The sequence below is a fragment of the Brevibacterium yomogidense genome (genome assembly GCF_900163715.1).
In the GTDB taxonomy this organism is placed as follows: Bacteria; Actinomycetota; Actinomycetes; order Actinomycetales; family Brevibacteriaceae; genus Brevibacterium; species Brevibacterium yomogidense_A.
In genome coordinates this window covers 54,781-80,317 of record NZ_FWFF01000020.1, presented here as the reverse complement: position 1 = coordinate 80,317, position 25,537 = coordinate 54,781, and the positions used below count along the sequence as shown (strand labels likewise).

The 25,537-nt window shown below is 68.7% G+C and carries 23 protein-coding genes and 1 tRNA gene; 14 read left to right on the top strand and 10 right to left on the bottom strand.

Going from position 1 to position 25,537, the window contains the following annotated elements; all coding sequences use genetic code 11:
• From FM105_RS12825 to FM105_RS12805, 5 genes are all read right to left on the bottom strand, one after another.
• A complete protein-coding gene (locus FM105_RS12825) occupies window positions 1-1,374 on the bottom strand; it encodes an amino acid permease (RefSeq protein ID WP_087009222.1) in 1,374 nt (457 codons plus the stop codon).
• Window positions 1,375-1,644: 270 nt separating this feature from the next.
• Window positions 1,645-2,325, bottom strand: coding sequence for an MBL fold metallo-hydrolase (locus tag FM105_RS12820; RefSeq protein ID WP_087008857.1), 681 nt, complete (start codon window positions 2,323-2,325; stop codon window positions 1,645-1,647).
• On the bottom strand, window positions 2,325-3,419 hold the full coding sequence (locus FM105_RS12815) for an S-(hydroxymethyl)mycothiol dehydrogenase (RefSeq protein WP_087008855.1): 1,095 nt from the start codon (window positions 3,417-3,419) through the stop codon (window positions 2,325-2,327). Before FM105_RS12815 ends, FM105_RS12820 begins: the two co-directional genes overlap by 1 nt.
• Window positions 3,420-3,628: 209 nt before the next feature.
• The gene (locus FM105_RS12810) at window positions 3,629-3,748 is read right to left on the bottom strand and encodes a methionine/alanine import family NSS transporter small subunit (RefSeq protein ID WP_087008853.1); all 120 of its coding nucleotides are present in this window, start codon (window positions 3,746-3,748) and stop codon (window positions 3,629-3,631) included.
• Complete coding sequence (locus FM105_RS12805) at window positions 3,745-5,355, bottom strand: sodium-dependent transporter (protein WP_087008851.1); 1,611 nt, start codon at window positions 5,353-5,355, stop codon at window positions 3,745-3,747. Before FM105_RS12805 ends, FM105_RS12810 begins: the two co-directional genes overlap by 4 nt.
• Before the next feature lie 170 nt (window positions 5,356-5,525).
• On the opposite strand from FM105_RS12805, the gene cysS reads away from it, so the two are divergent.
• The 5 genes from cysS (at window position 5,526) to FM105_RS12780 (ending at window position 10,862) form a co-directional block, all read left to right on the top strand.
• Window positions 5,526-7,079, top strand: coding sequence for a cysteine--tRNA ligase (gene cysS / locus FM105_RS12800; RefSeq protein ID WP_087008849.1), 1,554 nt, complete (start codon window positions 5,526-5,528; stop codon window positions 7,077-7,079).
• A gap of 66 nt (window positions 7,080-7,145) precedes the next feature.
• A complete protein-coding gene (gene rlmB, locus FM105_RS12795) occupies window positions 7,146-8,102 on the top strand; it encodes a 23S rRNA (guanosine(2251)-2'-O)-methyltransferase RlmB (protein ID WP_087008848.1) in 957 nt (318 codons plus the stop codon).
• Window positions 8,103-8,155: 53 nt separating this feature from the next.
• Window positions 8,156-9,091 carry a restriction endonuclease gene (locus FM105_RS12790; RefSeq protein WP_087008846.1) on the top strand — a complete coding sequence of 312 codons (936 nt, stop codon included), beginning with the start codon at window positions 8,156-8,158 and terminating at the stop codon, window positions 9,089-9,091.
• Between the two features lie 152 nt (window positions 9,092-9,243).
• The gene (locus FM105_RS12785; protein ID WP_087008844.1) at window positions 9,244-10,401 is read left to right on the top strand and encodes a thiolase domain-containing protein; all 1,158 of its coding nucleotides are present in this window, start codon (window positions 9,244-9,246) and stop codon (window positions 10,399-10,401) included.
• Window positions 10,401-10,862: a Zn-ribbon domain-containing OB-fold protein gene (locus FM105_RS12780; protein WP_256970395.1), complete on the top strand. Its 462-nt coding sequence runs from the start codon at window positions 10,401-10,403 to the stop codon at window positions 10,860-10,862. The genes FM105_RS12785 and FM105_RS12780 overlap by 1 nt, the downstream gene beginning before the upstream one ends.
• A gap of 131 nt (window positions 10,863-10,993) precedes the next feature.
• Here the strand turns inward: FM105_RS12780 and FM105_RS12775 are convergent, their stop codons facing one another.
• Window positions 10,994-11,719 carry a hypothetical protein gene (locus FM105_RS12775; protein WP_087008840.1) on the bottom strand — a complete coding sequence of 242 codons (726 nt, stop codon included), beginning with the start codon at window positions 11,717-11,719 and terminating at the stop codon, window positions 10,994-10,996.
• 73 nt (window positions 11,720-11,792) lie between these two features.
• Window positions 11,793-12,584, bottom strand: a complete 792-nt coding sequence (locus tag FM105_RS12770) for an SDR family NAD(P)-dependent oxidoreductase (protein WP_087008838.1) — start codon at window positions 12,582-12,584, stop codon at window positions 11,793-11,795.
• 125 nt (window positions 12,585-12,709) lie between these two features.
• On the opposite strand from FM105_RS12770, the gene FM105_RS12765 reads away from it, so the two are divergent.
• Window positions 12,710-13,693, top strand: a complete 984-nt coding sequence (locus FM105_RS12765) for a LacI family DNA-binding transcriptional regulator (RefSeq protein ID WP_087008836.1) — start codon at window positions 12,710-12,712, stop codon at window positions 13,691-13,693.
• Entirely contained in the window at window positions 13,690-14,709 is a 1,020-nt protein-coding gene (locus FM105_RS12760; RefSeq protein ID WP_087008834.1) for a LacI family DNA-binding transcriptional regulator, read from the top strand. The genes FM105_RS12765 and FM105_RS12760 overlap by 4 nt, the downstream gene beginning before the upstream one ends.
• On the opposite strand, the gene FM105_RS12755 is transcribed toward FM105_RS12760, so the two are convergent.
• Together FM105_RS12755 and FM105_RS12750 are read right to left on the bottom strand one after the other, a co-directional pair.
• A complete protein-coding gene (locus tag FM105_RS12755) occupies window positions 14,696-15,625 on the bottom strand; it encodes a trehalose-phosphatase (RefSeq protein ID WP_179207188.1) in 930 nt (309 codons plus the stop codon). The two genes, FM105_RS12760 and FM105_RS12755, sit on opposite strands and share 14 nt — an antisense overlap.
• On the bottom strand, window positions 15,622-17,130 hold the full coding sequence (locus FM105_RS12750; RefSeq protein WP_087008830.1) for an alpha,alpha-trehalose-phosphate synthase (UDP-forming): 1,509 nt from the start codon (window positions 17,128-17,130) through the stop codon (window positions 15,622-15,624). The genes FM105_RS12755 and FM105_RS12750 overlap by 4 nt, the downstream gene beginning before the upstream one ends.
• 92 nt (window positions 17,131-17,222) lie before the next feature.
• On the opposite strand from FM105_RS12750, the gene FM105_RS12745 reads away from it, so the two are divergent.
• From FM105_RS12745 to FM105_RS12715, 7 genes are all read left to right on the top strand, one after another.
• Window positions 17,223-19,091 (top strand): serine/threonine-protein kinase, encoded by a 1,869-nt coding sequence (locus FM105_RS12745; protein WP_256970424.1) that lies wholly within the window; start codon window positions 17,223-17,225, stop codon window positions 19,089-19,091.
• Between the two features lie 96 nt (window positions 19,092-19,187).
• Window positions 19,188-20,063 (top strand): DsbA family protein, encoded by an 876-nt coding sequence (locus tag FM105_RS12740; RefSeq protein ID WP_087008826.1) that lies wholly within the window; start codon window positions 19,188-19,190, stop codon window positions 20,061-20,063.
• 96 nt (window positions 20,064-20,159) lie between these two features.
• Window positions 20,160-20,233, top strand: a tRNA-Thr gene (locus FM105_RS12735).
• Between the two features lie 94 nt (window positions 20,234-20,327).
• Window positions 20,328-21,878: a sensor histidine kinase gene (locus FM105_RS12730; RefSeq protein WP_087009221.1), complete on the top strand. Its 1,551-nt coding sequence runs from the start codon at window positions 20,328-20,330 to the stop codon at window positions 21,876-21,878.
• Entirely contained in the window at window positions 21,875-22,564 is a 690-nt protein-coding gene (locus tag FM105_RS12725; RefSeq protein ID WP_087008824.1) for a response regulator transcription factor, read from the top strand. The genes FM105_RS12730 and FM105_RS12725 overlap by 4 nt, the downstream gene beginning before the upstream one ends.
• Before the next feature lie 61 nt (window positions 22,565-22,625).
• Window positions 22,626-23,075 carry a hypothetical protein gene (locus FM105_RS12720; RefSeq protein ID WP_087008822.1) on the top strand — a complete coding sequence of 150 codons (450 nt, stop codon included), beginning with the start codon at window positions 22,626-22,628 and terminating at the stop codon, window positions 23,073-23,075.
• Between the two features lie 41 nt (window positions 23,076-23,116).
• On the top strand, window positions 23,117-24,616 hold the full coding sequence (locus FM105_RS12715; protein WP_256970393.1) for an NCS2 family permease: 1,500 nt from the start codon (window positions 23,117-23,119) through the stop codon (window positions 24,614-24,616).
• Window positions 24,617-24,709: 93 nt separating this feature from the next.
• On the opposite strand, the gene FM105_RS12710 is transcribed toward FM105_RS12715, so the two are convergent.
• Window positions 24,710-25,537 carry an SGNH/GDSL hydrolase family protein gene (locus tag FM105_RS12710; RefSeq protein WP_306298598.1) on the bottom strand — a complete coding sequence of 276 codons (828 nt, stop codon included), beginning with the start codon at window positions 25,535-25,537 and terminating at the stop codon, window positions 24,710-24,712.

Below are 25,537 nucleotides of genomic sequence, written 5' to 3'. Positions count from 1 at the left end.
TCAGCCCTCGTCGACGTCCAGCCGCGAGCGCTTGGGGCTGCTCACCGCATGGTCGGCAGACTGCACTCCCCGTCGGGTCGCGAAGCGTCCGAGGACCAGGAGCGCGGCGAAGAGGGCGAACGTGAGGAGCAGCTGCGTGCGGACGTCGGGGACCGTGAAGCCCAGCACGATGATCACGACGAGCCCCGCGAGCGTCGCCCACGACAGGTACGGGAACAGCCACATCTTCAGCGGGAGCTCCTCACCGGCCTTCTCCGCGCGGGTGCGCAGGATCAGGTGGGCGATGATCGCGGACAGCCACGTGACGATGAGTGTGGAGCCGACGATGTTGAGGAGGAGCCCCAGCACCGCCTCGGCCCAGAAGTAGTTCAGCAGCACGGCGACGAAGCCGAACGCGACGGACATCCACACGCCCAGCGACGGCACCGCGCGCTCATTGAGGCCGCCCATGCGGCGGGGCGCCATCCCGCGCTGCGCCAGCGAGTAGAACATGCGCGAGGCGCCGTACATGTTGGCGTTGAGCGAGCTCAGCAGCGCGGCGACGATGATCATGCCGATGATCGCGGCGAGCACGGGGAGTCCGGCGCGGTTGAGGACGGCGACGAACGGGCTCTCGAGCAGGGACGGGTCGTCCCACGGCAGTGCGAGCACCATGATGCCCACGGAGCCCATGTAGAAGAGCAGGATCCGCCAGAGGATCGTGCGGGTCGCGGAGCGGATGGATCGCTGGGGCTCCGCGGTCTCCGCCGCGGCGACGGCCACGATCTCGATGCCGCCGAACGCGAACACCACCACCAGCAGGCCCGCAGCGATCCCGCCTATCCCGTTGGGCATGAACGAGGTCTCCGTGATGTTCGTGAGGCCGGGGCTGTCCGCGGGCGTCCACCCCAGCAGGAACGCCACTCCCAGGGCGAGGAACAGGAAGACGAACGCGACCTTGATGAAGGAGAACCAGAACTCGAACTCGCCGAAGTTCCTCACGCCCCACAGGTTGATCCATGTGAAGAGCACCATGAACGCGAGCGCGTAGCCCCACTGCGGGAACAGGGGCACGACGCCCGCCATGATCTGCGCGGCGGCGGTCGCCTCCGCGGCGACGACGAGGCAGAGGGTGATCCACCACAGCCAGCCGACCGCGAACGCGGCGGACGGGCCCAGTGCCTTGCCCACGTAGTAGGAGAACGCGCCGGGGTTCGGGTCCGCTGCGACCATCTCCCCGAGCATCCGCATCACCGCGATGACGATGAGGCCGGCGATGGCGTAGGACACGAGCACGGCCGGTCCCGCGGCGGCGATGCCGGCGCCGGACCCCACGAAGAGTCCGGCGCCGATCGCGGATCCCAGACTCATCATGATGAGATGCCGAGGACGCATCGCGGCGCGGAGTCCGCCGCCCGACGCGCCGGGTGACGACGTCTGGTCGTCCGCTGGCGCCGAGGAGCCGGTCGGTTCGCTGTTCGCAGGCTGGTTCTTCACAGCCCTGATCCTAGGGCAGGGGAGCTTCCCGGACACGGTGCGCCCCGTGAATCACCGCGCCCCCTCCTCCAGTGGACGGATCCACCGGAGAAGGGGGCGCAGCGTCCGCTGACCGGAGCCGGCAGGTCGGAGCCCGCAGGTCGGAGTCAGCAGTTCACAACCCGCACGTCACTCTCCGCGGTCCAGCCATTCCTGCAGGTGCGGCATCTCGCTGCCGATCGTCGTCGCGTCACCGTGACCGGTGAGGACGACTGTGGTGCCGGGCAGTTCGAAGAGCGTCTCGGAGATTGACGCCACGATCGTCTCGAAGCTCGAGTACGAACGGCCCGTCGCGCCGGGACCTCCCTGGAACAGCGTGTCCCCGGAGAACAGGACGGGACTCGAATCCGTTGCGCCCTGCGGCAGGACGTCCTCCGGGATGCGCAGGGATTCGCTCACGTAGAAGCAGGTGGACCCGGGGGAGTGCCCTGGGGTGTGGAGTGCGTTGAGGTGCACTCCCGCCACGATGTACTCCGAGCCCGGCTCGATGACCTTGTCGGGACTCTGGTCGGGGAAGACCATGTCCCACAGCACGCGGTCGTCGGAGTTGAGGTGGATCGCCGGACCACCCAGCGCCTCCTGCGTCTCGTAGACCGCGCGGATGTGGTCGTCGTGCCCGTGGGTCAGGAGGATGGCCTTGACCTTCCGCTCTCCCACGGCGGCCGCGACGGCCTGCGCGTCGTGCGCGGGGTCGATGACGATGACCTCGGAGTCGTCGCCGATGATCCACACGTTGTTGTCGACGTCGAATGTGCCGCCGTCCAGGGAGAACGTGCCGGACGTGACGATCCGCTCGATGCGTGCACTCATCAGAACTCCACCACCGATCGCAGGACGTCACCCTGCTTCATCTTCGAGAACGCCTCTTCCACCCCGTCTACTCCGATCCTCTCCGTCACGAAGCCGTCCAGGGGCAGCCTGCCCTGCTCGTACAGATCCACGAGCATCGGGAAGTCGCGCTCCGGCAGGCAGTCGCCGTACCAGGAGGACTTGAGGCTGCCACCGCGGCCGAACACGTCGAGCAGCGGTACGGACAGCTCCATGTCCGGGGTCGGCACGCCCACGAGCACCACGGTGCCCGCGAGGTCGCGCGAGTAGAACGCCTGGCGCCAGGTCTCCGGTCGTCCGACGGCGTCGATGACGACGTCCGCGCCGAATCCGCCCGTGAGCTCCTGGACCGCGCTCACGACGCCGTCCTCGTCGAGGTCCGACGAATCGATCGTGTGCGTGGCCCCGCGCTCCTTCGCCCAGTCGAGCTTCTTCGGGTCGCGGTCGATCGCGATGATCGTGCCGGCGCCTGCAAGCCTCGAGCCGACGATCGATGCCATGCCCACACCGCCGCAGCCGATCACGGCGACCGACTGGCCGCGCGTGACGCCGCCGGTGTTGATCGCCGCGCCGATGCCGGCCATCACGCCGCAGCCCAGGAGGCCCACGACGGCTGGGTCTGATTCCTGCACCTTCGTGCACTGCCCGGCGGCGACCAGTGTCTTCTCCGCGAACGATCCGATGCCCAGAGCTGCCTCGAGCTCTGCGCCGTCCTCGGCCAGGGTCATCTTCTGCGTGGCGTTGTGGGTGTCGAAGCAGTACCAGGGCTCACCGCGCTTGCACGCACGGCAGATGCCGCAGATCGCGCGCCAGTTGAGGATGACGAAATCGCCCACCTCGACGTCGGTGACGCCTTCGCCGATCTCGGAGACGACACCCGCGGATTCGTGCCCGAGCAGGAACGGGAAGTTGTCGCTCACCCCGCCATCGCGGAAGAGCAGATCGGTGTGGCACACTCCGCAGGACTTCACGTCGACGACGACCTCACCGGGACCGGGGTCCGGGATGACGATGTCGACAAGCTCTACGGGAGCGCCCTTCGAGCGGGAGATGACTCCCTTGACCGTTGACGGCATGAGGCTCCTTTCGACCACACCCCAGGTGGGGTGTGCGGGAACGGGTCACCGCCAGCCTATCGACGGCGGCTGGGATTGGACAGTGAGGGGCGGGGGTGGCGCGGGAGACGGGCCGGAATGCGCCGAGGCCGGGGCCGGCACCGCGGATGCGGCACCCGGCCCCGGCCTCGGGCGCGGTCGTCCGGCGATCGCCGGGCGGTGGGGAGAGGTCAGTCGACCTCGCCCGTGGTTGGATCCGGGTGGCGACGCAGGTGCAGGATCGACCACACCAGACCTCCCCAGACAGTGCCCAGTGACAGGACCATCATGATGACGGCTGCTGCGCTCATGCCTTCTCACCTCCAGTGGATGCGGCTGGGTTCCCTTCGCCGGTCGCAGTGGTGTCGCCCCCGGTCCCGGATTCAGCTTCGAACTCTGCCCGCGCCTGCTCGACGCGTGCCAGACTCTTCTTCGGCCACGGGATGATGCTGATGAGGAAGGACACGTATGCGAGTGCCGCGATGAGGCCCCAGCCGAACAGCAGCAGGTGCCATGTCGGGTACCCCTCGTATCCTTCCTGCGCGAACGTGATGATCTGCTGGATGAGCATGAAGCCCAGGACGATCGGAGTGACGACGGAGACGAAGACGATCCACGTGCGGCCGACCTTGAACGACGAGACGCCGTTGAGGTGATCCCGCAGCTGCGGCAGGCCGACCAGCAGCCAGCCCACCGCGATGATGGCGGTGAGCGCGACGCCGACGATGCCGATATTGTTGGTGAACGCGTCGATTGTGTCCAACACGCTGAGGCCGGTGGCCGTGGGCATGATGAGGATCGAGACGACGGCCATGAGGCCACCCACGATCACCGTCGAGGTCCGCTCGCTGATGCCGGTCTTGTCCGCGATCGCGGCGATTGGGACCTGGATGATCGAAACGAGCGAGGTGAGCCCGGCGAAGATCAGCGTGAGGAAGAACAGGACGCCGAAGATCGCGCCGCCGGGCATCTGGCTGATGATCGTCGGGAACGCGATGAAGGCCAGGCCCACGCCGTTGCTGACGACCTCGTCCACACCCGTGCCCGCAGTGTGGGCCATGAACCCGAGTGCGGCGAACACGCCGACTCCGGCGAGCATCTCGAAGCCGGAGTTCGCGAAGCCCACGACCAGGCCGGAGCCTGTGAGGTTCGTCTTCCGCTTCAGGTACGAGGCATAGGTGAGCATGATGCCGAACATGATCGACAGGGAGAAGAAGATCTGTCCGTAGGCGGCGACCCAGACCGACGGGTCGAAGAGTGCGGACCAGTCCGGAGTGAACAGCGCGTCGAGTCCTGCGGCGGCTCCCGGGAGGAACAGCGCGCGGACGACCATGATCGCGAAGACGACGACGAGGAGCGGCACGAAGATCTTGGAGAACCGCGCGATGCCGCTCTGCACACCCGCGTAGAGGATGACGAGGCAGATGACCCACACGATGATGAGCGGGATCATCACGCCGGGGACGAAGTCGCCTGACAGTCCGGCTTCGCCGTTCTGCTGGAGGTACTCCGCGATGAAGAAGCCCTCGGCGTCGTCGCCCCACGCCTGCGTGAAGGAGAAGCCGGTGTACGACACCGCCCAGCCGACGATCACGGCGTAGTAGATGCCGATGAGGGTCGCGATGCCGGTCTTGAACCAGCCGATCGGCTCTGCGGCCCGGTGCAGGGACCGGTACGCCAGCGGAGCCGAGGAGCGCGACCGGTGGCCGATCGCGTAGACCACGAACAGGAGCGGGATGCCTGCCGTCAGGAGTGCGATGAGGTAGGGGATGATGAAGGCGCCGCCGCCGCTGTCATAGGCCACGTAGGGGAAGCGCCAGATGTTCCCCAGTCCGATCGCGGATCCGATCGCGGCCAATATGAAGGCTGAGCGGCTGACGAACACCTGGCGTTCAGGTGCCTGCTGTGCCGACGACATGAAGTGTGATCCTTTCGTCTGAGTGCGACTTTGCACTGAGGTGTGAAGTGTAAGTCGCGACCGGGCACTCACTGTGAATAGTGCCTCAAGTGTGGCGCAGATCACCGCGAATGGTGTAAGTTTCGCACGCTGGGTGCGCCTGGGTCCGTCGGGAAGCGCTCTCGGCGCTGATGAGTGCACGCGAGGCAAGCCCCGTGTGCGGTCCTCTCGGTACACTTACGGACGTGATACGACTGCACAGCACTGCCACCGGAGATCTGATCCCCCTCGAGCCCGTCCGTGACGGCGAGGTGGGGATCTACGTCTGTGGTGCCACAGTGCAGGGAGCGCCCCACATCGGGCACATGCGCTCTGCGGTCGTCTTCGATCAGCTGCGTCGCTGGCTCACCTACCGCGGTCTGCGCGTGACGCTCGTGCGCAACACGACGGACGTCGACGACAAGATCCTCACGAAGTCCGTCGAGGAGGAGCGCGAGTGGTGGGCCCACGCCTATCACTACGAGCGGGTGTTCACCCGGGCCTATGAGGCGATGAACGTCCTGCCGCCCACGTACGAACCGCGTGCGACAGGGCACATCACGGAGATGATCGCGCTGATCGGCCGGCTCATCGAGGCAGGGCACGCCTACGCGGCGGACGACGGGTCCGGGGACGTGTATTTCGATGTGCGGTCGTGGGCGGACTACGGAGCACTGACCCACCAGAGCGTCGACGACATGGCGGACGCCGCTGACGCGGATCCCCGCGGCAAGCGCGACGTCCGCGACTTCGCGCTGTGGAAGGGGCACAAGGAGGGCGAGCCGGACACCGCGTCGTGGGGGGCTCCCTGGGGACGCGGCCGGCCCGGCTGGCACATCGAGTGCTCCGCGATGTCGACGAAGTATCTGGGTGCGGAGTTCGACATCCACGGCGGTGGGCTCGACCTGCGCTTCCCGCACCACGAGAACGAGATGGCCCAGTCCAATGCCGCCGGCGATGCCTTCGCCCGCATCTGGATGCATTCCGGGCTGCTCAACGTGGGCGGCGACAAGATGTCGAAGTCGTTGGGCAACTCCGTGTTCGCGCACGACCTGCTCGAGGCGTTCCCGGCGGCCGTTCTGCGCTACTTCCTGTCCACGGCCCATTACCGGTCGACGCTCGAATTCTCGCCGCAACTCATCGAGAAGCAGCGGACCGCCTACGACAAGCTCGCCGGATTCGTGGCGCGTGCCCGGGAGGTGCTGGGTGCGGAGGCACCCGCCGCGCCCGAGGCCGCGGTCGGCTACGACTCCCGCGTCGCGGATGTGCCCGACGAGTTCGCGGTGGCGATGGATGAGGACCTGTCGATCCCACGGGCCCTGTCCGTCGTGTTCTCGACCGTGCGCGACGGGTCGAAGCTGGTCGCCGCGGCGAAGGTCGGCGGACTCGGCGACGCCGACCGCGCGCAGCTGGTGCAGCTGCTCGCGCAGGTCGAGCTGATGCTCGACATCCTCGGGGTGAACCCCACCGACCCGGCGTGGGCCGGTCAGGCGGACGGGGCCTCGGCGACGGAGGGTTCCGGCGACGACGATCCGGTGCGGGCGGCGCTCGACAGCCTGGTCGACCTCGTCGCGCACCAGCGGCTCGACGCGAAGGCGGTGAAGGACTTCGCGACCGCGGACGCCCTCCGTGACCGACTTCGGGAGGCTGGCGTCCTCATCGAGGACACCCCGGATGGCTACCGCTACGACCTGGCTCGGGACTGACGCGGCCGCGCGCCGCTCGAGCCGCCATGACGACTTTCTCAATCAACCCTCGGAAGAGGAGACACCATGCCACCTAAGCCACGCAGCGGAGCAGTCCGCAAGTCCAAGAAGGGCCCCCAGAAGGGGACCGGCGGCCTGGGCCGCCGCAAGCTCGAGGGGAAGGGCCCCACTCCGAAGGCGGAGGACCGGGTCTACCACAAGGCCTTCAAGAACGAGCACGAGAAGGAGAAGGAGCAGCGTGCCCGGCAGTCCCGCCGGCGCAAGCGCGAGTCCGGACCGGACACGGTCGCGGGCCGCAACTCCGTCGTCGAGGCGCTGCGCGAGGGGGTGCCGGCGACGGCTCTCTACGTCTCGTCGCGCACAGAGGCCGATGACCGTGTGAAGGAGTCCATCTCCCTCGCGGCGGACCGTGGGATCGCGATGCTCGAGGCGAGCAAGCAGGACCTCGACCGGCTGACGAACGATGCGATCCACCAGGGCATCGCCCTGCAGGTGCCGCCGTACGAGTACGCGCAGCCGGAGGATCTCCTGCACACGGCGAAGAGCCGGCTGGAGACGCCGCTGCTCGTGGCGCTCGACGAGATCACCGACCCCCGCAACCTGGGTGCGATCGTGCGATCGACCGCAGCGTTCGGCGGGCACGGCGTCATCGTGACGGAGCGCAGGGCGGCGTCGATGACGGCGGCGGCGTGGAAGACATCCGCCGGTGCGGCGGCCCGCATCCCGGTCGCGCAGGTGGTCAACCTGGTGCGCACGCTGCAGAGCCTCAAGAAGCAGGGCGTGTTCGTGCTGGGCCTCGACATGGAAGGCGATGTCTCGCTGCCGGGCCTGGCACTGGCGGACTCGCCGGTCTGCATCGTCGTCGGCTCCGAGGGGAAGGGCCTGTCCCGCCTGGTGCGCGAGGCGTGCGACCAGATCGTGTCGATCCCGATCGTGTCGTCCACGGAGTCGCTCAACGCCGGTGTCGCGGCTGCGGTGAGCCTGTACGAGATCGCCCGTGCGCGGGGTGAGAAGAAGCGCTGAGAAGGCGTGGATGTCTTCTTTCAAATGCCGATGTGTGTTTTGGAAGGTGAGTTGTGACTGACGAGAGGCAGGCATCACAGGTTCCGATATGGCCACACTTCCTTGTGCCGGTACTCGAGGTGCTGGTTGACGGTCAACCACGAAAGCGCCGCGAGATTCTAGCTGCTGCGCAGGACCGACTGGGACTTTCTGAAGGTGCGCGCGCGGAGACGATCTCCTTTGGAGAATCTCGTGCTGATAACCGGGCCGGCTGGGCCGTCTCCCACATGTTCAAAGCAGGGTGGCTCGAACGACCTGTACGCGCGACGTATGCGATCACGGAGCGTGGAAAGTCGTGGCTCGCACAGAATCCGAACGCGAAGCTGTCGTTTTCTGAAGCGAATCAGCTGTTCAAGGATTACTGGCCCGACACGTCGGCCAGTGGCGGCCAGATTCTCTCCGACGTGACTGTGTCCTCAGCGGAGGAGGTGGAGACGTCGCCCGAGGAACAGATCCAGGGTGGCATCGATCTGATCCATGCGACGGTCGCGGGCGATCTGCTCGAACGCTTGCGCGCTTCCGAACCTGCGTTCTTTGAAGAAGCGGTGGTAAGACTCCTGCTTGCGATGGGCTACGGGGGCGCTGAACAGCGCGGCATGCGGATCGGTGGGACCGGAGATGGCGGGGTGGATGGGGTTATCGATCAGGATCCCTTGGGTCTTGATCAGATCTACGTGCAGGCGAAGCGATACGCGGCGGGAAACAACATCGGTCGCGAGACGATACAGGCGTTCATCGGTGCGCTGGCTGGAAGGGTGGCGACACGTGGAGTGTTCATCACGACGAGTGATTTCACCCCGAACGCCCGGGCCTATGCTCAGTCGATTTCGACGAACATCGTGCTGATCAACGCAAAGCGCCTCACGGATCTCATGATCAAGTACAAGGTGGGTGTTCAGGTTGCTCGAACGTATGAGCTGGTGGATGTAGACGAGGACTTCTTCGAGTAGGTCACGTGTTAAGTCCACTCGTTAAGTGAGCGGACACGTTTTCGCGGCGGGTTGAGGACGCTCGTGCGCGGGGTGAGAAGAAGCGCTGACCGCGGCTCGGGCGTGCGCTACGATCGTCAGATACTGAACGATCGATCACTAGGAGTCGGTGCGTGAGCATTCGCGGCCAGGCGATGATCGCGGGGGCGTTCGAGCACCCCCTGCGGAAGATCCCCGATACGTCCATCCAGCGCATCCACGCAGAGGTCGCCGCGGGCGCCCTTGCGGACGCAGGTCTCACCTTCGCGGACGTCGACGCGTATTTCTGCGCGGGCGACGCTCCCGGCTTCGGCCCGCTGTCGATGGCCGACTACATGGGGCTGAACCTGAAGTACGTCGATTCGACGGACATCGGCGGCTCGTCCTACGTGGCGCACATCGGCCACGCGGCCGCAGCGATCGCGGCGGGCAAGTGCGAGGTCGCACTCGTGACGCTCGCGGGCCTTCCGCTCCAGGGTCTCGCAGCGGGCGCGGTGACCGACCGTGCACCGGAGTTCGCGTTCGAGAACGTCTTCGGCACGACGACCCCTGCGATGTACGCGCTCGCCGCGCAGCGTCACATGCACGAGTACGGGACCACGGCGGAGCAGCTCGCGGAGGTCAAGGTCGCGGCCTCCCACCACGCGCAGCACAACCCGAACGCGCTGCTGCAGAAGGTCGTCACGGTCGAGGACGTCCTGAACTCACCGCTCATCGCAGACCCGCTGCACCGGCTGGACTGCTGCGTCATCACCGACGGCGGCGGCGCAGTGGTCGTCGTGAGCCCTGCGGTCGCGAAGCGGCTGGAGCGGCAGTCCGTTCCGGTGCTGGGCCACGGTGAGGCGCCCAAGACGGCGGCAGGCGGCAGGATCGACCTCACGCACACCGGCGCAGTGTGGTCCGGACCGGCGGCCTTCGCCGAGGCCGGGGTCACCCACGCGGACATCGACTACGCCTCGATCTACGATTCGTTCACGATCACCGTCATCGAGACTCTCGAGGACCTGGGCTTCTGCCCCAAGGGGCAGGGCGGTGCGTTCGTCGCCTCCGGCGCTCTGCGCGCACCTGACGGCGGTCTGCCGTTCAACACCGACGGCGGTGGGCTGTGCAATAACCACCCGGTCAACCGCGGCGGCATGACGAAGATCCTCGAAGCCGTCCGCCAGCTGCGCGGCGAGGCCCACCCAGCGGTGCAGGTCCCTGACTGCGACATCGCACTGGCCCACGGCACGGGCGGATCACTGGGAACCCGGATGGGCTCTGCGACGCTCATCCTCGGACGGGAGGCATGATGACCGACGCGACGACGACCTCGGCGGCGGGGGCTGCTGCACGGATCGGCAGCGAGCTGCCGGCGCCCACCCCACCCATCAGCGCGGAGACCGCAGGCTTCTGGAAGGCGACGACCCAGGGGCGGCTCCTCTTCACGCGCTGCGACGCCTGCAGCGAGCCCACCTGGTACCCGCGCGAGTTCTGCCCCCACTGCGGCACGCTCGACGTGACGTGGGAGGAGGCCTCCGGCAGGGGAGAGATCCACAGTTTCACCGTCGTGCGCCGCGGCGGACTGGGCGCCTACGCCGGCGGCCCGCCCTACGTGCTTGCGTACGTCGAGCTCGTGGAGGGCGTGCGGATGATGACGAACATCGTCGACGTCGACGAGGCCGACCTGCGGATCGGGCTGCCCGTCACGGTCGTCTTCCACGAGACGGACGGCGAGGCGGCACTGCCGAGGTTCGCTCCGGCGAAGAGCTGACGCTGGCTCCAGCCCTGGGATAACCGTCAGCCACCAGCTTTCGTCAGACCGCATGACTTCTTTCATATGCGGTCTGATGAAAGCTGGTGGCTCGACACGTGGGAGGGGTGGCTGCTGTGACCGGGTGCTGGTCACCTCCGCCGTGACAGCTCCCAGCTGGCAGCGCCCACGGCGAGGAGCAGCCCACCGGTCGTCCACGTCATGAGCACTGAGTGCATCGACTCGGAGAGCGCGAAGACCATGAGCGCGGCTCCAAGCGCTCCGATCACGGCGTAGGACCACCGGAGGCCCCAGCAGAGCGCCGCGCACACGAGGATCCACGGGATGCCGACCGCCCACGGCGTCCACCACAGCGGGTAGGACGGCGGCAGCGTCAGGGGCAGACCCACGAGGAATGGCAGCGCGAGCGCGACTCCCGTGAGGACCCGAACGACGATGACCCACACGGGTGGGCGCGTGCTGACGGCGGTGGGAGCCGCGCGCGCGGTTATCTCTGAGGCGACCACCGCGGTCCAGCACATCAGCGCGAGCATCAGGGCCAGCACGCCCGCCTCCGCGACCGCGAGCGACGGCACGACCGCTGTGAGGAACAGCAGGGTGGCGGCGACGGCAGCGACCAGGCGTCTCGTCGTCCTGACCATTCGCGTCCACCGCTGCGGCAGGAGCACCGCAGCGGCCGGCGCCAGCGCGAAGACCGACACCACAGCCGGGAAGGCGTTGACGAAGGTCTGCGGGGCGTCCATGACGGGCATGTCGTAGAACAGTGGGCCGATGACGGTGAGAACGGCCACGATGACGATCGCGAGGTCGAGGGCCCGGAGCACGGGTTCCCTGTGTCTGAGCCTCGTCGCTGTCATCCCCGCTCCTCCGATCGCGTCCGGATCACGCGTGGCTCACGTCCGGTCCCCGCCCGCTCACTTCCAGGCGGTCTCACACCCGCGGGGTGAACCGCCCGTCCTGCGCCATCCAGCCGCCGTCCACCAGCAGCGAATGGCCCGTCACGTACGAGGACGCGTCCGATGCGAGGAACAGGACCGGTCCCGCGATCTCGTGCAGGACGCCCCAGCGGCCCAGGGTGCCCTTCTCCGCGTAGGCGTCCCACCATTCGCGGTCGGCCTTGATCTGCTCGGTGAGCGGTGTCTCGAAGGGTCCGGGCAGGATGGAGTTCACGCGCACGCCGGATCCGCCCAGTTCGCTGGCTAGTGTCTTCGTCAGCTGGACGACTCCCGCCTTCGCCGCGGCGTACAGACCCTGGCCGGGCTCGATGACGAGCGCGCGGAAGCTTGCGAATGTGACGATCGAACCCCGTCCTCGCTCCGCCATCCGAGTGCCGAACGCACGCATGAGCCGGTAGGTGCCCTTGAGGTTGATGTCGATGACGCGGTCGAACTCCTCGTCCGTCGTCGCGGCCATCTTCTTCCGCACGTTGAAGCCCGGGGTCATGACCAGCACGTGGGCGTCGGCGAACTGCTCCGCAACGGCCTCGACGTTCTCCGTCGACGTGATGTCGAGGGCGACCGCCTCGCCCCGGCCGCCGCGATCGGCGATGATCTGCGCCGTCTCCTGGGCGCCGTGCGTGTTGAGGTCCGCGCACACGACGTGCGCACCCGCGTCGGCGAGCCCCACCGCGGTGGCACGGCCCAGGCCGGACGCGGAGCCGACCACGACGGCGGTGCGATCGGCGAGGTCGAAGAGGGACGGGATGTTCGGCAGATCTGACACGGTTGGGGCCCTTTCTGAACGGAGGCGTCCGGGGTGCGGACACCTCGATCATCCGCCATCCCGGACCATCCGCGCGACTCCGGTCCGCATGCCGGTAGGAGTGCTCCGCGCCCTAGGATGGCGGTATGAGCGTCACGGTCGAGGACATCGCGGAGCGGGCGGGGGTCTCCCTGTCGACCGTGTCGCGCGTCCTCAACGACCGCGGCCCGGTGGCGGAGTCCACAGCTGCCCGCGTCCGCACCGCGATGACCGACCTGGGGTATTCGCGCTCGACCCTGCTGCGCAGCACGGAGCACCCGCTGGCAGCGGTGTGCGTCCCCGCACGCCCCGAGCACTGGCAGCTCGACGTGCTCAGCCGCGTGGACTCCGCTCTGCAGCAGCGCGGAGTCCTCACCGCGACCCCGGCGATCGGTGCGGACCTGTCGGAGGTCTTGGCGGTCGTCGACGCGGGTGCGGCGCTCGTCATCACCCCCATGCTCACGCCGCTGGAGATGGACATCCCCGTGGTGCGCTTCGCCGGTGCCAGCCACACCGACGACCGCCGGCCCCACCCCAACGAGCTCGTCGCAGCCCGCATCGATCTCACCGGTGCGCTGTCTCTCGCGTTCGACCACCTGTCCGCGATCGGACACCGGCGGATCGGCCTCATCTGCAACGATTCCGGAGTGCTCGCCGATCAGCTGCGCGCCCGGTTCCTCGCGGAGCATCCGATGGCGCGGTTCAACGACTCGCTCGAGGACTGGATCGCACCGGTCCCCAAATCGGTCTCCGGCGGTGCCGACGCCGCGCTGCGCCTCAAGGACCTCACGTGCACGGCTGTCATCGTGCAGTCCGGGCTGCAGCTCTACGGGGTGTTCCAGGGCATCCGGCAGCGCAGCCTCGCGGTTCCCCGCGACCTGTCCGCGGTGGGTCTGGGCGACTCGCTCACCGTCCGCTACACCCGTCCTCCCGCCACGGTGCTGGGCTTCGACGCCGAGGCCATGGCCGAGGCGCTGGTCGCCGGCGCACGCACCGTGCTGGGGATGCCGGGCGACGGGCTCCCCGCGGTCCCTCCCACCTTCCGACCGATGCTCGTGGCGCGCCGCTCGACGACGGCGGTGCTGCGATGAGCCGCCCCACGCTCGCCCGCATCGCGGAGGCCTCCGGGCTCTCCCTCTCCACGGTGTCGCGCGTCCTGCGCGACCGGCCAGGAGTGTCCGAGGACGCGCGCAGAGCGGTGTCGATCGCACTGCGCAGCCTGGGCGTCGAACCGCCGCCGGCGACGAACCCGGATACGGCGAGCGGCGCCCGGCTCATCGCCGTCGTCTCGAACGCGCTCGTGGGTCCGGACGTCGACCCCTACGCCACGCTCGCGCTCGCACTCAACCGCCGCATCTTCGAGCTGGGGGACATCGCGGTGACCGCTGCGGCGGGCGATGGGCTGGACCCCGCCACGGCGTTCGCGTCGCGCGGAGTCGCCGGAGCGATCGTCCTGGGCGGGGCTGACGCAGGCAGTGAATCGCAGCGGCTCGCCGCAGCGGGGATGCCCGTCGTGCGCATCTCCAACGCGCCGCACTCCGGCCTGCCGCAGTTCGTGCTGGATGCGTCGAGCGGCATCGAGACCGCGGTGCGCCACCTCGCGCACATGGGCCACCGCCGGATCGGGTTCGCCGTCGTCCAGAACTCCGCGGCGGAATCGCGCGCGAACGTGTTCCGGCAGGCGGTCGCCCAGACGCTCCACGTGCAGGCGACCCGCGCCGAGGCCCCCGTCGAGATCACGCGCGAGGGCCAGCTCGCGGGCGCCCACGCCGCCGAGGTCCTGCTCGCCCAGGGCATCACCGCCGCCATCAGCTCGTCGCCCGCGATCACCCTGGGCTTCCTTGAGGCCACAGCGCGTGCACGGCTGCACATGCCGGAGGACCTGTCGCTGCTCACGGTGGGCGATCTGCCGGACGCCGATGTGCTCGACCCACCGATGTCGCAGGTCACCTACGACTGGACGCAGCTCGCGGAATCAGCGGTGTCCGAGCTGCGGCGGATCATCGGCCAGCGCGATGCGGGGCACTCGCCGTCGGTGCCCGCGCACTACCGGGTGGTGCCGGAGCTCGTGCTCCGCGCGTCCGTCCGTCCGGTCACGAAGCGCTGACGGGACCGGAGGTCCCCGTGGAACCACCGCCGAGGTGCCGGCCGCGGTCCGCGGCGAGCCGGGCGAGGAAGGTGGAGACGGCCTCGGGATCGGCGACGCGGAACGGCGCGCACGTGGCCTGCGTGCCCACCTTGACCGGCAGCGACGCGATGTCGGTGCGGTCGTTCAGGTAGGCGAACGCGTCCTCGTCGGTGGTGTCGTCGCCCAGGAAGACGACGGCGTCCGCGCCCGTCGCCTCGAGCATGCGCGCCAGGCCATGGCCCTTCGTCTCCATGCGCACCGCGAATTCGGTCATCGCGTGTCCCGCGAAGCTGCGCAGCTGCGGCATCCGCGCCGCGAGGGCGGTGAGCTCCGCCTCGAAGAAGGCCGCTCGCTCCGCACTCGTGCCGCGGGTGTGCGCCGTGCGGCCCAGCGGCTTCCGCTCGATCCGCAGCTCGCCGTGCCCGGCTTCGGGGGTCCGGGAACGGATCGACTCGAACGCGGCGTCCAGCTGCGCGAGCGTGTCCGCCTCCGCTGCGGTGAGGGGAGTGGAGTACCGGGGGAGACCGTCCGCGGCGGGTGCGGTCGCGGATGTGCTCCCGTTCGGTGTGCTCCCGTTCGACGGATCGAGTGCGGAGAAATCCGTCTCCAGGCCGTGGGAGCCGATGAAGATCGCGCCGGTGGGGGCATTCGACAGGTCCTGCAGCACGTCGATGTTCCGCCCGGAGATGTACCCGACCGGGGTGTGCGGCAGCGCCGCCAGCGCCACGACCGCGTCCGCGGAGGCCGGCAGGGGAGCGGACGAGTCCGGATCGTCCTGCAGCGGGGCGATGACCCCGTCGAAGTCGAGGGCGACCAGCAGAGTGTGCGCGGAGCTGATCGCGGTGATGTCGAGGGCGTCCGGCGGGATGACGGGCGGGCGGAGGGCGAGGGTCACTGAGCGGTCTCCGAGGATGTGGGGTGATCAGGGACGACTGGCCGCTGCATGACGGCCGGCGCGGTTCCCTGGCGCGCGGCGGCCAGCCCGCGGAGCGTGCCGAGGAAGTCAGCGGACCAGCGTCGCACGTCTTCGGTGCGCAGCTTGCGGCGCATCGCGCGCATGCGGCGACGGCGCTCCGCGTCGGGCATGCGCACCGCCATGAGGATGCGGGCCTTGAGTCCGGAGATGTCGTAGGGGTTCACGGTGACCGCCTGGGTGAGCTGTTCGGCGGCACCGGCGAACTCGCTGAGCACGAGCACCCCGTCGTCGTCCGTTCGGCATGCGACGTACTCCTTCGCGACGAGGTTCATGCCGTCGCGCAGCGCTGTCACCAGCATGACGTCCGCGGCGAGGTAGTACGCAGCCATCTCATCGCGGGGGTAGGAATGGTGGAAGTAGTGCACCGCCTGGTGATCGAGCGTCGAGTGCTCGCCGTTGATGCGGCCGACCGCCAGCTCGACGTCGTCGCGGATCTGCCGGTACTGCTCGATCCGTTCACGGCTGGGCGTCGCGATCTGCACGAGTGTGGCTTCGCCGGGCAGGATGCTGCCGTCGTTGAGCAGCTCGCCGAACGCCTTGATGCGATGGCGGATGCCCTTCGTGTAGTCGAGCCGGTCGACGCCGAGCATGAGCACGTCGGGATCACCCAGCTCGGACCGGATCTCCCGGGCCCGCGCCACGATCCGCTCCTCCCGTGCGAGCTGGTCCAGCTCCTCCGTGTCGATCGAGATGGGGAAGGCACGGGCGTGGGCGACGTGTGACTCGCGCTCGCCGTCAGCGGTCGGCACCGTGATCGCGGTGTCCTTCGTGGAGCGGTTGAGGTTGATGCGCACGGCACGGCGGAAGTTCGCGGCGTCCGCGGCCCGCTGGAAGCCGATGAGGTCCGCGCCCAGCAGGCCCTCGAGGACCTGGGACCGCCAGGGCAGCTGCGCGAAGAGCTCCCAGCCGGGGAACGGGATGTGGTTGAAGAACCCGATCGCGAGGTCCGGGCGGGCCTCACGCAGCAGCGCCGGCACCAGCTGCAGCTGGTAGTCGTGCACCCAGACCGTCGCACCCGGAGACGCGACGCGTGCGGCGCGCTCCGCGAACCGCTCGTTCACCCGCACGTAGTCGTCCCACCAGGTGCGGTGGTACTCCGGATGCACGATGAGGTCGTGGTAGAGCGGCCAGAGCGTGGCGTTGGAGAACCCCTCGTAGTACCGCACGATCTCCTCGGAGCTCAGCGGGACCGGCACCAGGTGCATGTCGTCGAGGTCGAACGGATCGAACTCCTGGTCGGTCGCACCGGCCCACCCCACCCACGCGCCGCGGTTCTGCTGCATGACCGGGGCGACAGCGGTGACGAGCCCGCCGGGGGACGTGCGCCAGGTGGGCGGCTCCGTCGACATGTCCCGGTCGACGGGGAGGCGGTTGGCGATGACGACGAAGTCGAACGTCTCATCCTGAGTCCCGTCGATGGTCATGCGGTGCACTCCTCCCGAGCTCCTGCTGAACGCCGGCCGAACGGCCCGGCCGGGTGCTTTCAGGTCTCTCCTCTAAGCTTAGCCGCGTGGGAATGGAGGAACTGGGCGGATACCGCCTGATCGAGGAGCTCGGTGCGGGCGGCATGGGCGTCGTGCACCTGGGGATCGACGGCGGCAACAGCCCCGTCGCGGTCAAAGTGCTCCACCCGCACATCTCCAGTGATGAGACGGCGCGCCGCAGGCTCGCCCGCGAGGTGCGGACGCTGCGGCGCATCAAGCACCCGCGGATCGCAGAGGTGCTGGATGCAGAGCTCGAGTCCGACCGTCCCTTCATCATCACCGAATTCGTCGACGGCACGACGCTGTCCGAGGATGTGCGCGAGAATGGGCCGTTCCAGGAGGACGAACTCGTCCACTTCGGCCACGCCCTGCTGGACGCCCTCAACGCGGTCCACGACGCAGGCGTCATCCACCGCGACCTCAAACCCGCGAACGTCATGATCATGGACGGCGAACCGATGGTCATCGACTTCGGCATCGCGCAGGTCGCTGACGAGGTCAAGGTCACCGCGACGGGGCTCGTCATGGGGACTCCCGGCTATCTCAGCCCGGAGATCGCCGACGGCAAGCCGTCCAGCGAGAAGACGGACTGGTGGGGCTGGGCGGCGACGATGGTGTTCGCCGCGACCGGCCGGAACCCGTTCGGCTCCGGTCCGCTCGAAGCAGTGCTGGGGCGCGTCGCGATGGGACGGGCGGACCTCGACGACGTGCCGCCGCGGTTCGTGCCGCTCCTGCGCGCCTGCCTGGAGCCCAAGCCGGAGCGCCGCCCGTCGGGAGCGATGATCCTGCAGGCGCTCGTCGACATCGAGTCGGGACGCGTGCCGGAGCTGGGCGGCGGGACGAGCGCGCAGATCCCCCGCGCGGATGCGATAGGGGCCGCCGGCGCCTATCCGGGACAGCCGCGCGCGCACCACGGTCCACCGCAGACCGCCGTGGGCCTGCCCGCAGTCGCCCAGCAGGCCGCCGGACCTCCCGGGCAGTACGGAGCCGGAGGCCCGCAGCACGGAGCCGCGGTCGGCTCGGCCGGCCCGCCGATGGCAGGTCCTCCGGTCGGTTCGCCTCCCGCCCCGCCGCAGCACGGTCAGGGATATGGACTGCAGCCGGGTGAGCGCCCCTACGGCGCCCTCACACTCGACGAGGCCGCGCGTCAGCGGCAGGGACAGTCCTCGCCGAACGGATACGTGGGAGCTGCCTACGCCGGTGGTCCCCACGGTCCCGGGCAGCCGGGACCGCACGGACAGATGCAGCCGTACGGCCAAGCCCGGCCTGTCGACGCGCAGGGCTACTCGCCGTACTCCGCGCAGGGCCGACGGCTGCCGGGCGCCGCCTGGTTCCTGCTGGCGCTCAACCTGTTCGCGATCGCCTTCACCGCGCTGGGACCGCTGCTCGTGGCCATCGTCATGCTGCTGTGGCAGGTCGTGGCCCGCACCGCCGGGCGCCTCCACGCCGCGCAGCGGCGCCGATTCGTGGAGTACGGGCCGCAGTCGGCGTCAGGCTGGTCAGCGGTCGCCCGCGCTCCCGGCTCCGCTCTCGCGTCGATCCTCACCTCGACCCTCAGCCTCATCCTCCCGACCGTCGCCGCAGCCGCAGCGGCTGTGCTGGCGTGGCTGGATGTCGTGGGGATCGTACCGGAGGGGCGCAATGAGGAATGGGCCCTCTGGACTGCGGCACTGGTGTTCGGCGTGGTCCTGTGGCTGGGCCCCGGGTCGCAGAACCTGCGTCTGGGCTCACGGGTGCTCGTGGCGCCCCTGGTGCGGAGTCCGCGCGCGGAGGGGATATGGGCGATCGCGCTCGTCGTCCTCGCCGCCCTCGCACTCACGACGGCGCTGAGCGGGGCGTCCGCCGTGTGGTGGCCATCGTCGGAGAACCCGTTCGATGTCCTTCCGGAGCCGGGACTGTGAGACCACTCGTTCTGTGAGCGACCTGACAGTGGTCGACTGACTCCGGGCTGTAGCCTCGTACTGTAAAAATTCAAATGTCAACGATCATGAGGGCCCATGGCGAATCATCCGTCACCCAAGGACCGGCGCAACACCGCGCGGGAGCAGGCACGCCAGATCGCCGCAGCGCAGGCGAAGAAGGAGAAGACGGTCAAGACCATTCTCTACGCCGGCATCGCCGTGGTAGTAGTGGCAGTGGTAGCCGTCGTCGGAACGCTGGTCTGGCAGTCATCGCGACCCGTGGCGCCTCCGCAGGCGATGGTGTCCGGCACCGTCGCGTTCGCGGCGGGTGAGGACGGGATCCAGGCAGTGCAGCCCTCGGGTGAGGAGGAGGGCGCTGACGTGTCCGACCTCCCGACGGCAGCGGACTCCGGTGCCGCCGAGGGCGCGGCCGTGGTCAAGGTGTACCTGGACTTCCAGTGCCCTGGCTGCAAGGCCTTCGAGGAGACGAACGGCGAGACGCTCAGCACCCTGGCCGAAGACGGCTCGATCGTGCTCGAGTACGAGCCCGTCGCGATCCTCGACCGCCAGTCCGGCGGCAACGAGTACTCGACGCGGTCGGCGAACATGGCCTCCTGCATCGCGGACTCCGGCCAGTCGGAGCTGCTCCCCGATGTGATGCTCGAGCTCTTCGCGCAGCAGCCGGGCGAGGGCCAGACGGGCATGGAGGACGAGCAGCTGCTGTCGATCGCCGAATCGGCAGGTGTGGACGTCGACGCGGAGGTCGCCAACGAGGATTCCGCGACCGTCCGCGACTGCGTGACGGAGGTCGCCTTCGACCGCTACGTCGAGAGCAGCACGCAGGATGCGCTGAACGACGAGGGCCTGCAGGGCACCCCGCACATCACCATCGACGGTGAGCCGTACCAGGGCGACTGGTCGAACCGCGAGACCTTCGCGGCGGACCTCATCCGCGCCTCCGGCCAGAGCTGAGTCTCCGGCCAAGCTATCGCGGCGGTCGGCGGGAACGCCCGCCGACCGCCGCGGCATGCGGCGCACCGCCCCATCGTCTACACTGGGTCGCCGTACGCCTCCTTAGCTCAGCTGGCCAGAGCATCTGTCTTGTAAACAGAGGGTCATCGGTTCGAATCCGATAGGAGGCTCCGAATCCGCAGAGCGCCTCTCCCATCCTGGGCGAGGCGCTCTGCGCGTCAGCGGGAGTTGTCGATCTCGCACCGATCGGCGATGCTGATGCGCATGACGCATGAGAGCGGCGGAACGGAGCACACGCCTCGTTCGTCGTCGACGGTGCTGCCCGGGCGTCGCACCGTCCGCGGACGGGTCCTCGCGATGATGCTGGCATTCATGCTCGTGGGACTCGCCGCCGCCGGCGCAGTCACCTACACCTCGCAGTTCGAGACGCTCGAGGATCGCGTCGATCTGGAGCTGCGGCAGGAGATCGATGAGCTCACACTGCTCGCCCAGCAGTCGATGGACCAGTCGCCCGCAGGTCTCGAAGAGCTCCTGAAGTCCGCCACAGCGGCGGTCGTTCCGGGCCAGTACGAATCCGTCCTCGCGCTGGTGGACGGAGCACCGCGCTACCAGCCGGAGGACCTGCCCTACTCCCTCTCCGACCAAGCGGTGCTCGAGCAGATCCGCCGTCACCGCGTTCCCGGTCGGACGGTCTTCGTCGACCTCACCGTCGACGGTGAGGTGCATCGTGCCGCGGTGGCCTCCGTATCCGTCGGCGGAGACGACCGGGAGGGGACGTTCGTCGTCGCCAACCGGATCTCCGTGCAGCGGGAGGAGATCTGGACGTCGGCCGGGATCTTCGCGGCCACGTCGTTCGGCGTCCTGCTCCTCGCCGCGGTCGCCGGATACCTGGTGAGCGGACGGCTCATGCGCCCGCTGGGGGAACTGCGGGAGGCGACGGAGTCCATCACCCCCGACGACCTCGAGATGCGGGTCACGGTCCCGGAGACCGACGATGACGTCGCCGCCCTGGCCCGCACGTTCAACACGATGCTGGATCGGATCGACGACGGATTCATCGAGCAGCGGCGCTTCATGAGCGATGTGAGCCACGAGCTGCGCACGCCTCTCACCATCATCCGCGGGACGTTCGAGACCACAGACGCGACGGACCCCGACGACGTGGCGGAGAGCCGGCAGATCGCGCTCGAGGAGGTCGAGCGGATGGACAAGCTGGTGACCGACCTGTCGACGCTGGCGAAGTCGCGGAGGCCCGATTTCATCCGCACCGCACCCGTCGACCTGGAGCAGTTCGGATCGCGGGTGCTGGCCCGCATCGAGCATCTGGGAACGCGGGACTGGACGCTGGAGTCCGATGCGCGCGGCACCGTGCTGGCGGACAGCGATCGCCTCATCCAGGCGGTCGTCCAGCTCGCGGCGAATGCCGTGCGGTTCAGCGCGGAGGGCTCCCGCATCCGCCTGCGCGTCACGACGATCGGCCGTCGACCGCTCCCCGGGACCGCTGATGCGGGGTCTCGCAGCATCCTCATCAGCCTGCGGGATGAGGGCGCGGGGATCCCGACCGACAGGCTCGATACGATCTTCGAGAGGTTCGTGCAGGTGGACTCCGGGAGTTCCGTGTCCGGAAGCGGTCTGGGCCTGTCGATCGTCCGGGCGATCGCGGAGGGGCACGGCGGGCGCGTCCACGTCGATTCCCAACCGGGGGTCGGCTCGGACTTCTCGCTCATCCTCCCGCTGCTGGAGGTGCCGCCTGTCCCATCGAGCCCACCCCAGTTCCCGAACCAGCCCCCACCCGATGCCAGGAGGCATGCATGAGGATCCTCGTCGCGGAGGACGAACCGCGCATCTCACGATTCGTCGCGCGCGGTCTCAAGGCCAGCGGATACACGCCGACCGTGGTCGACGACGGCATCACGGCACTGGACTATGCGAGCAGCGGAGATTTCGACCTCCTCGTGCTCGACGTCGGCCTGCCGCGGATGGACGGCTTCACCGTCCTGCGCAACCTGCGCGAACTCGGATCGACGATCCCCGTCATCATCGTCACGGCGCGGGACTCCGTCGAGGACACCGTGCACGGGCTGGAGGGCGGGGCGGACGACTACCTCTCGAAGCCCTTCCGCTTCGAGGAGCTGCTCGCGCGCATCCGGCTGCGGGCCAGAGCCGTCGGTGCGAACGGAGCGGCGTCCGCGGAGACCGCCTCGGACGTGCTGGAGGCGGGCGATCTGTCGCTGGACGTGCGCACCCGCACCATCGCGGTCGCGACCGATACCGGCACCCGGCAGGTCGAGCTGAGTGCACGCGAGTACTCGATGGCACTCATGTTCTTCGAGCACCCGGGGCAGGTCCTCAGCCGCGAGCAGCTCCTGTCGCGCGTGTGGGGCTACGACTACGACGGCGCGTCCAATGTGGTCGATGTCTACGTGGGGTATCTGCGCAGGAAGCTCGGGGCCGAATCGATCGCGACCGTCCGAGGCTCCGGGTACCGCCTCGTCGCGTGAATGAGAGATCTCTCATCACCGCTTCACTGCCGATTCACACACGGTTGGAACAGTAGGTGGCATGAAGTCGGTGCAGGCCCCCATTCTGGTCGGCGTCGTCGGTCTGGTCGCCGCCGCCGCCTTCGTCATCGTGCCCCTGACCGATGACAACGGCGCCACGAGCCCGGGTATCAGCGTCGGTGAGACCACCGCACCCGCAGTGGATGACCCCGAGTCCAGCGATGGAGGCTCGATCCTCATCCGGAACGAGGACGGCACCGTCACCCGCCGCGATGCCGAGGACCTGCCGACGAGCAGCGCCTCACTCCAGGAGAAGCCCGCGCCCGTCCCTGCGGCTCGAGATTCGGGTGGCAGCTCCGGCGGAGGCACCGGCGGCGGTTCCGGAGAGGTCTGCGAGTGGGACGACGGCGAGTGGGAGTGCGACGACGATGACGACGACTACGACTACGACGACTACGACGACGACGATGACGACGATGACGACGATGATGACGATGATGACGATGACTGAGGGGTTCTCCGCGCGAAGCGGCCGGACGCTAGCATAGAGCGGTGATTCCTCAGAGCACTCCCAGCGAGCACGCGGCCGACAGCGCGAAGACCACCGGATTCCTCGATCGCTTCTTCGAGATCTCCACTCGCCATTCGAGCGTGGGACGGGAAGTGCGCGGCGGTGTCGCGACCTTCTTCTCGATGGCCTACATCGTCGTTCTCAACCCTCTGATCCTCGGCACCGTCGCCGATTCCGCGGGTGAGTTCCTGGGCGGAGGCGACGTCCCGAACCTGCCGGCGATCGCCGCGGCGACCTCGCTGGTGTCCGGCCTGCTGACGATCCTCATGGGACTCGTGGGCAACTTCCCGATGGCGGTGTCCTCGAGCCTCGGCCTGTCCGCTCTGCTCACCTACGGCATCGTCGCGCTTCCGGGCATGACGTGGGCGGACGCGATGGGGCTCGTCGTGATCGAGGGCATCATCCTGCTCATCCTCGTGCTCACCGGCTTTCGCACCGCGATCTTCAACGCCGTGCCGCCGGAGCTCAAGACCGCGATCAGCGTGGGCATCGGACTCTTCATCGCCATGATCGGCATGATCAACGCGGGCTTCATCTCCTACGACGGCGGCCCGGGCTTCCAGCTGGGCATGGGCGGCTACATCTCCGGCTGGCCGCTCGTCATCTTCCTCGTCGCGCTCTTCGCACTCTTCGTCATGTGGGCGTCGGGACTGCGCGGCGCGATCCTGCTGTCCATCGTGGGCGCCACGGTCCTCGCCCTGGTGCTCGAGGCGATCTTCCACGTGGGACCCAAGACCGGCGACGACGGTGAACCCGCGAACGAGCACGGCTGGGGCCTCTCCGTCCCCACACTGGATCAGCAGTGGCTGTCGCTTCCGGACTTCTCCGTCCTGGGCTCCTTCAACCTCCTGGGCTCATGGCAGCACATCGGCATCATCGCCGCGACGCTCGCGGTCTTCACGATGCTGCTGGCGAACTTCTTCGATCTGCTCGGCACGATGGTGGCAGTCGCGAAGACCGGTGGAATCGAGGACGTGGACGGCGAGATCCCCCATTCCCGGCGGATCATGGTCGCGGACGCACTGGGTGCGATCGGCGGCGGCATGGGCGGCACCTCGTCGAACTCCGGCTTCATCGAGTCGACCGTGGGTGCCGGCGACGGTGCGCGGACCGGACTGGCGAACGTCGTCACCGGCGTGCTGTTCCTCGTGACGATCCTCCTGGCCCCGCTGGCCGCGGTCATCCCGACGGAGGCGGCGGCGCCCACCCTGGTGCTCGTGGGCTTCCTCATGATGCAGCAGATCACGGACATCGACTGGAAGGATCTGGAGCTCGCGATCCCGGCCTACATGACGATCGTCATGATGCCGTTCTCCTACTCGATCACGAACGGGATCGGGGCGGGGTTCCTCACCTACGCGATCATCAAGATCGTCCGCGGGCGGATCCGCGAGGTGCACCCCCTCATGCTGCTCACGAGCGCGCTCTTCCTCGTCTACTTCGTGTCGGGCCCGCTGCAGGACCTCCTGGGCGCGGCCTGACGGCCAGCCCTGCCCACGCCAGTCCCACCCACGCCGGACCTGCCCCGGCAAGCCCTGCCCCAGCCAACACCGCCCAAGCCAGTCCCGCCCGGGTCAGTCCTGCCCCGGATCCTGCCCGTCCGCGCCGCGCACGCGCGTGAGGGTGGGCAGCTTCGGTTCCAGCCCGTCGCCGCTGGACACGCCACGCAGCCGGCGCGATACCCAAGGGGCGAGGTGGGTCCGCACCCACGTCGTCTCCTCGGCCACCGCCTGCCGCACGGGACGCCCTGGCCGCTCCGGCATCGCGAAGCCGCGGCGCGTGGCCGCCGTGCCCTCGAGCGTCGCGAGTGCCTGCCGTGACACGAGCTCGTGCCCCAGTGCGCTCAGGTGGATGCGGTCGTCGGCCCACATCTCAGAGCTGTAGAGGTCGCGCAGGCCCCACAGGTCGAGCATGTGGCAGCCGTGCCGCTGGGCGATCGTCCAGAGGTGGCTGTTGAAGATGGCGACGCGGGACCGCACCGCACGCAGCAGGGGCGACGCGGTCTCCGTGTCGTAGCCGGTGGCCATGAGGACCTCGACCCCGGCCTCGCGCAGCCGGACGACAGCGGATTCGATCTCTCCCGCCAGCGCGTCGATGTCCGTGTATGGACGCAGGCAGTCGTTGCCGCCGGCGACGATGCTCACGAGGTCCGGTGCCAGTTCGAGGGCTCTCGGCAGCTGCTCGGTCAGCACCTGGTCGGCCAGGCGGCCGCGGATCGCGAGGTTCGCGTATGCGAGGTCGGGTGAGCCAGCCGGCGAGGTGACGAGCTGCTCGGCGAGCCGGTCCGCCCATCCGCGGAACCCGTCGCCGGGGTCGGTGTGCTCGGAATCGGCGGCGAAGTCCATGAGTCCTTCCGTGAAGGAATCGCCGATCGCGACGTAGCGTGAGAAGCGTGCTGCCAC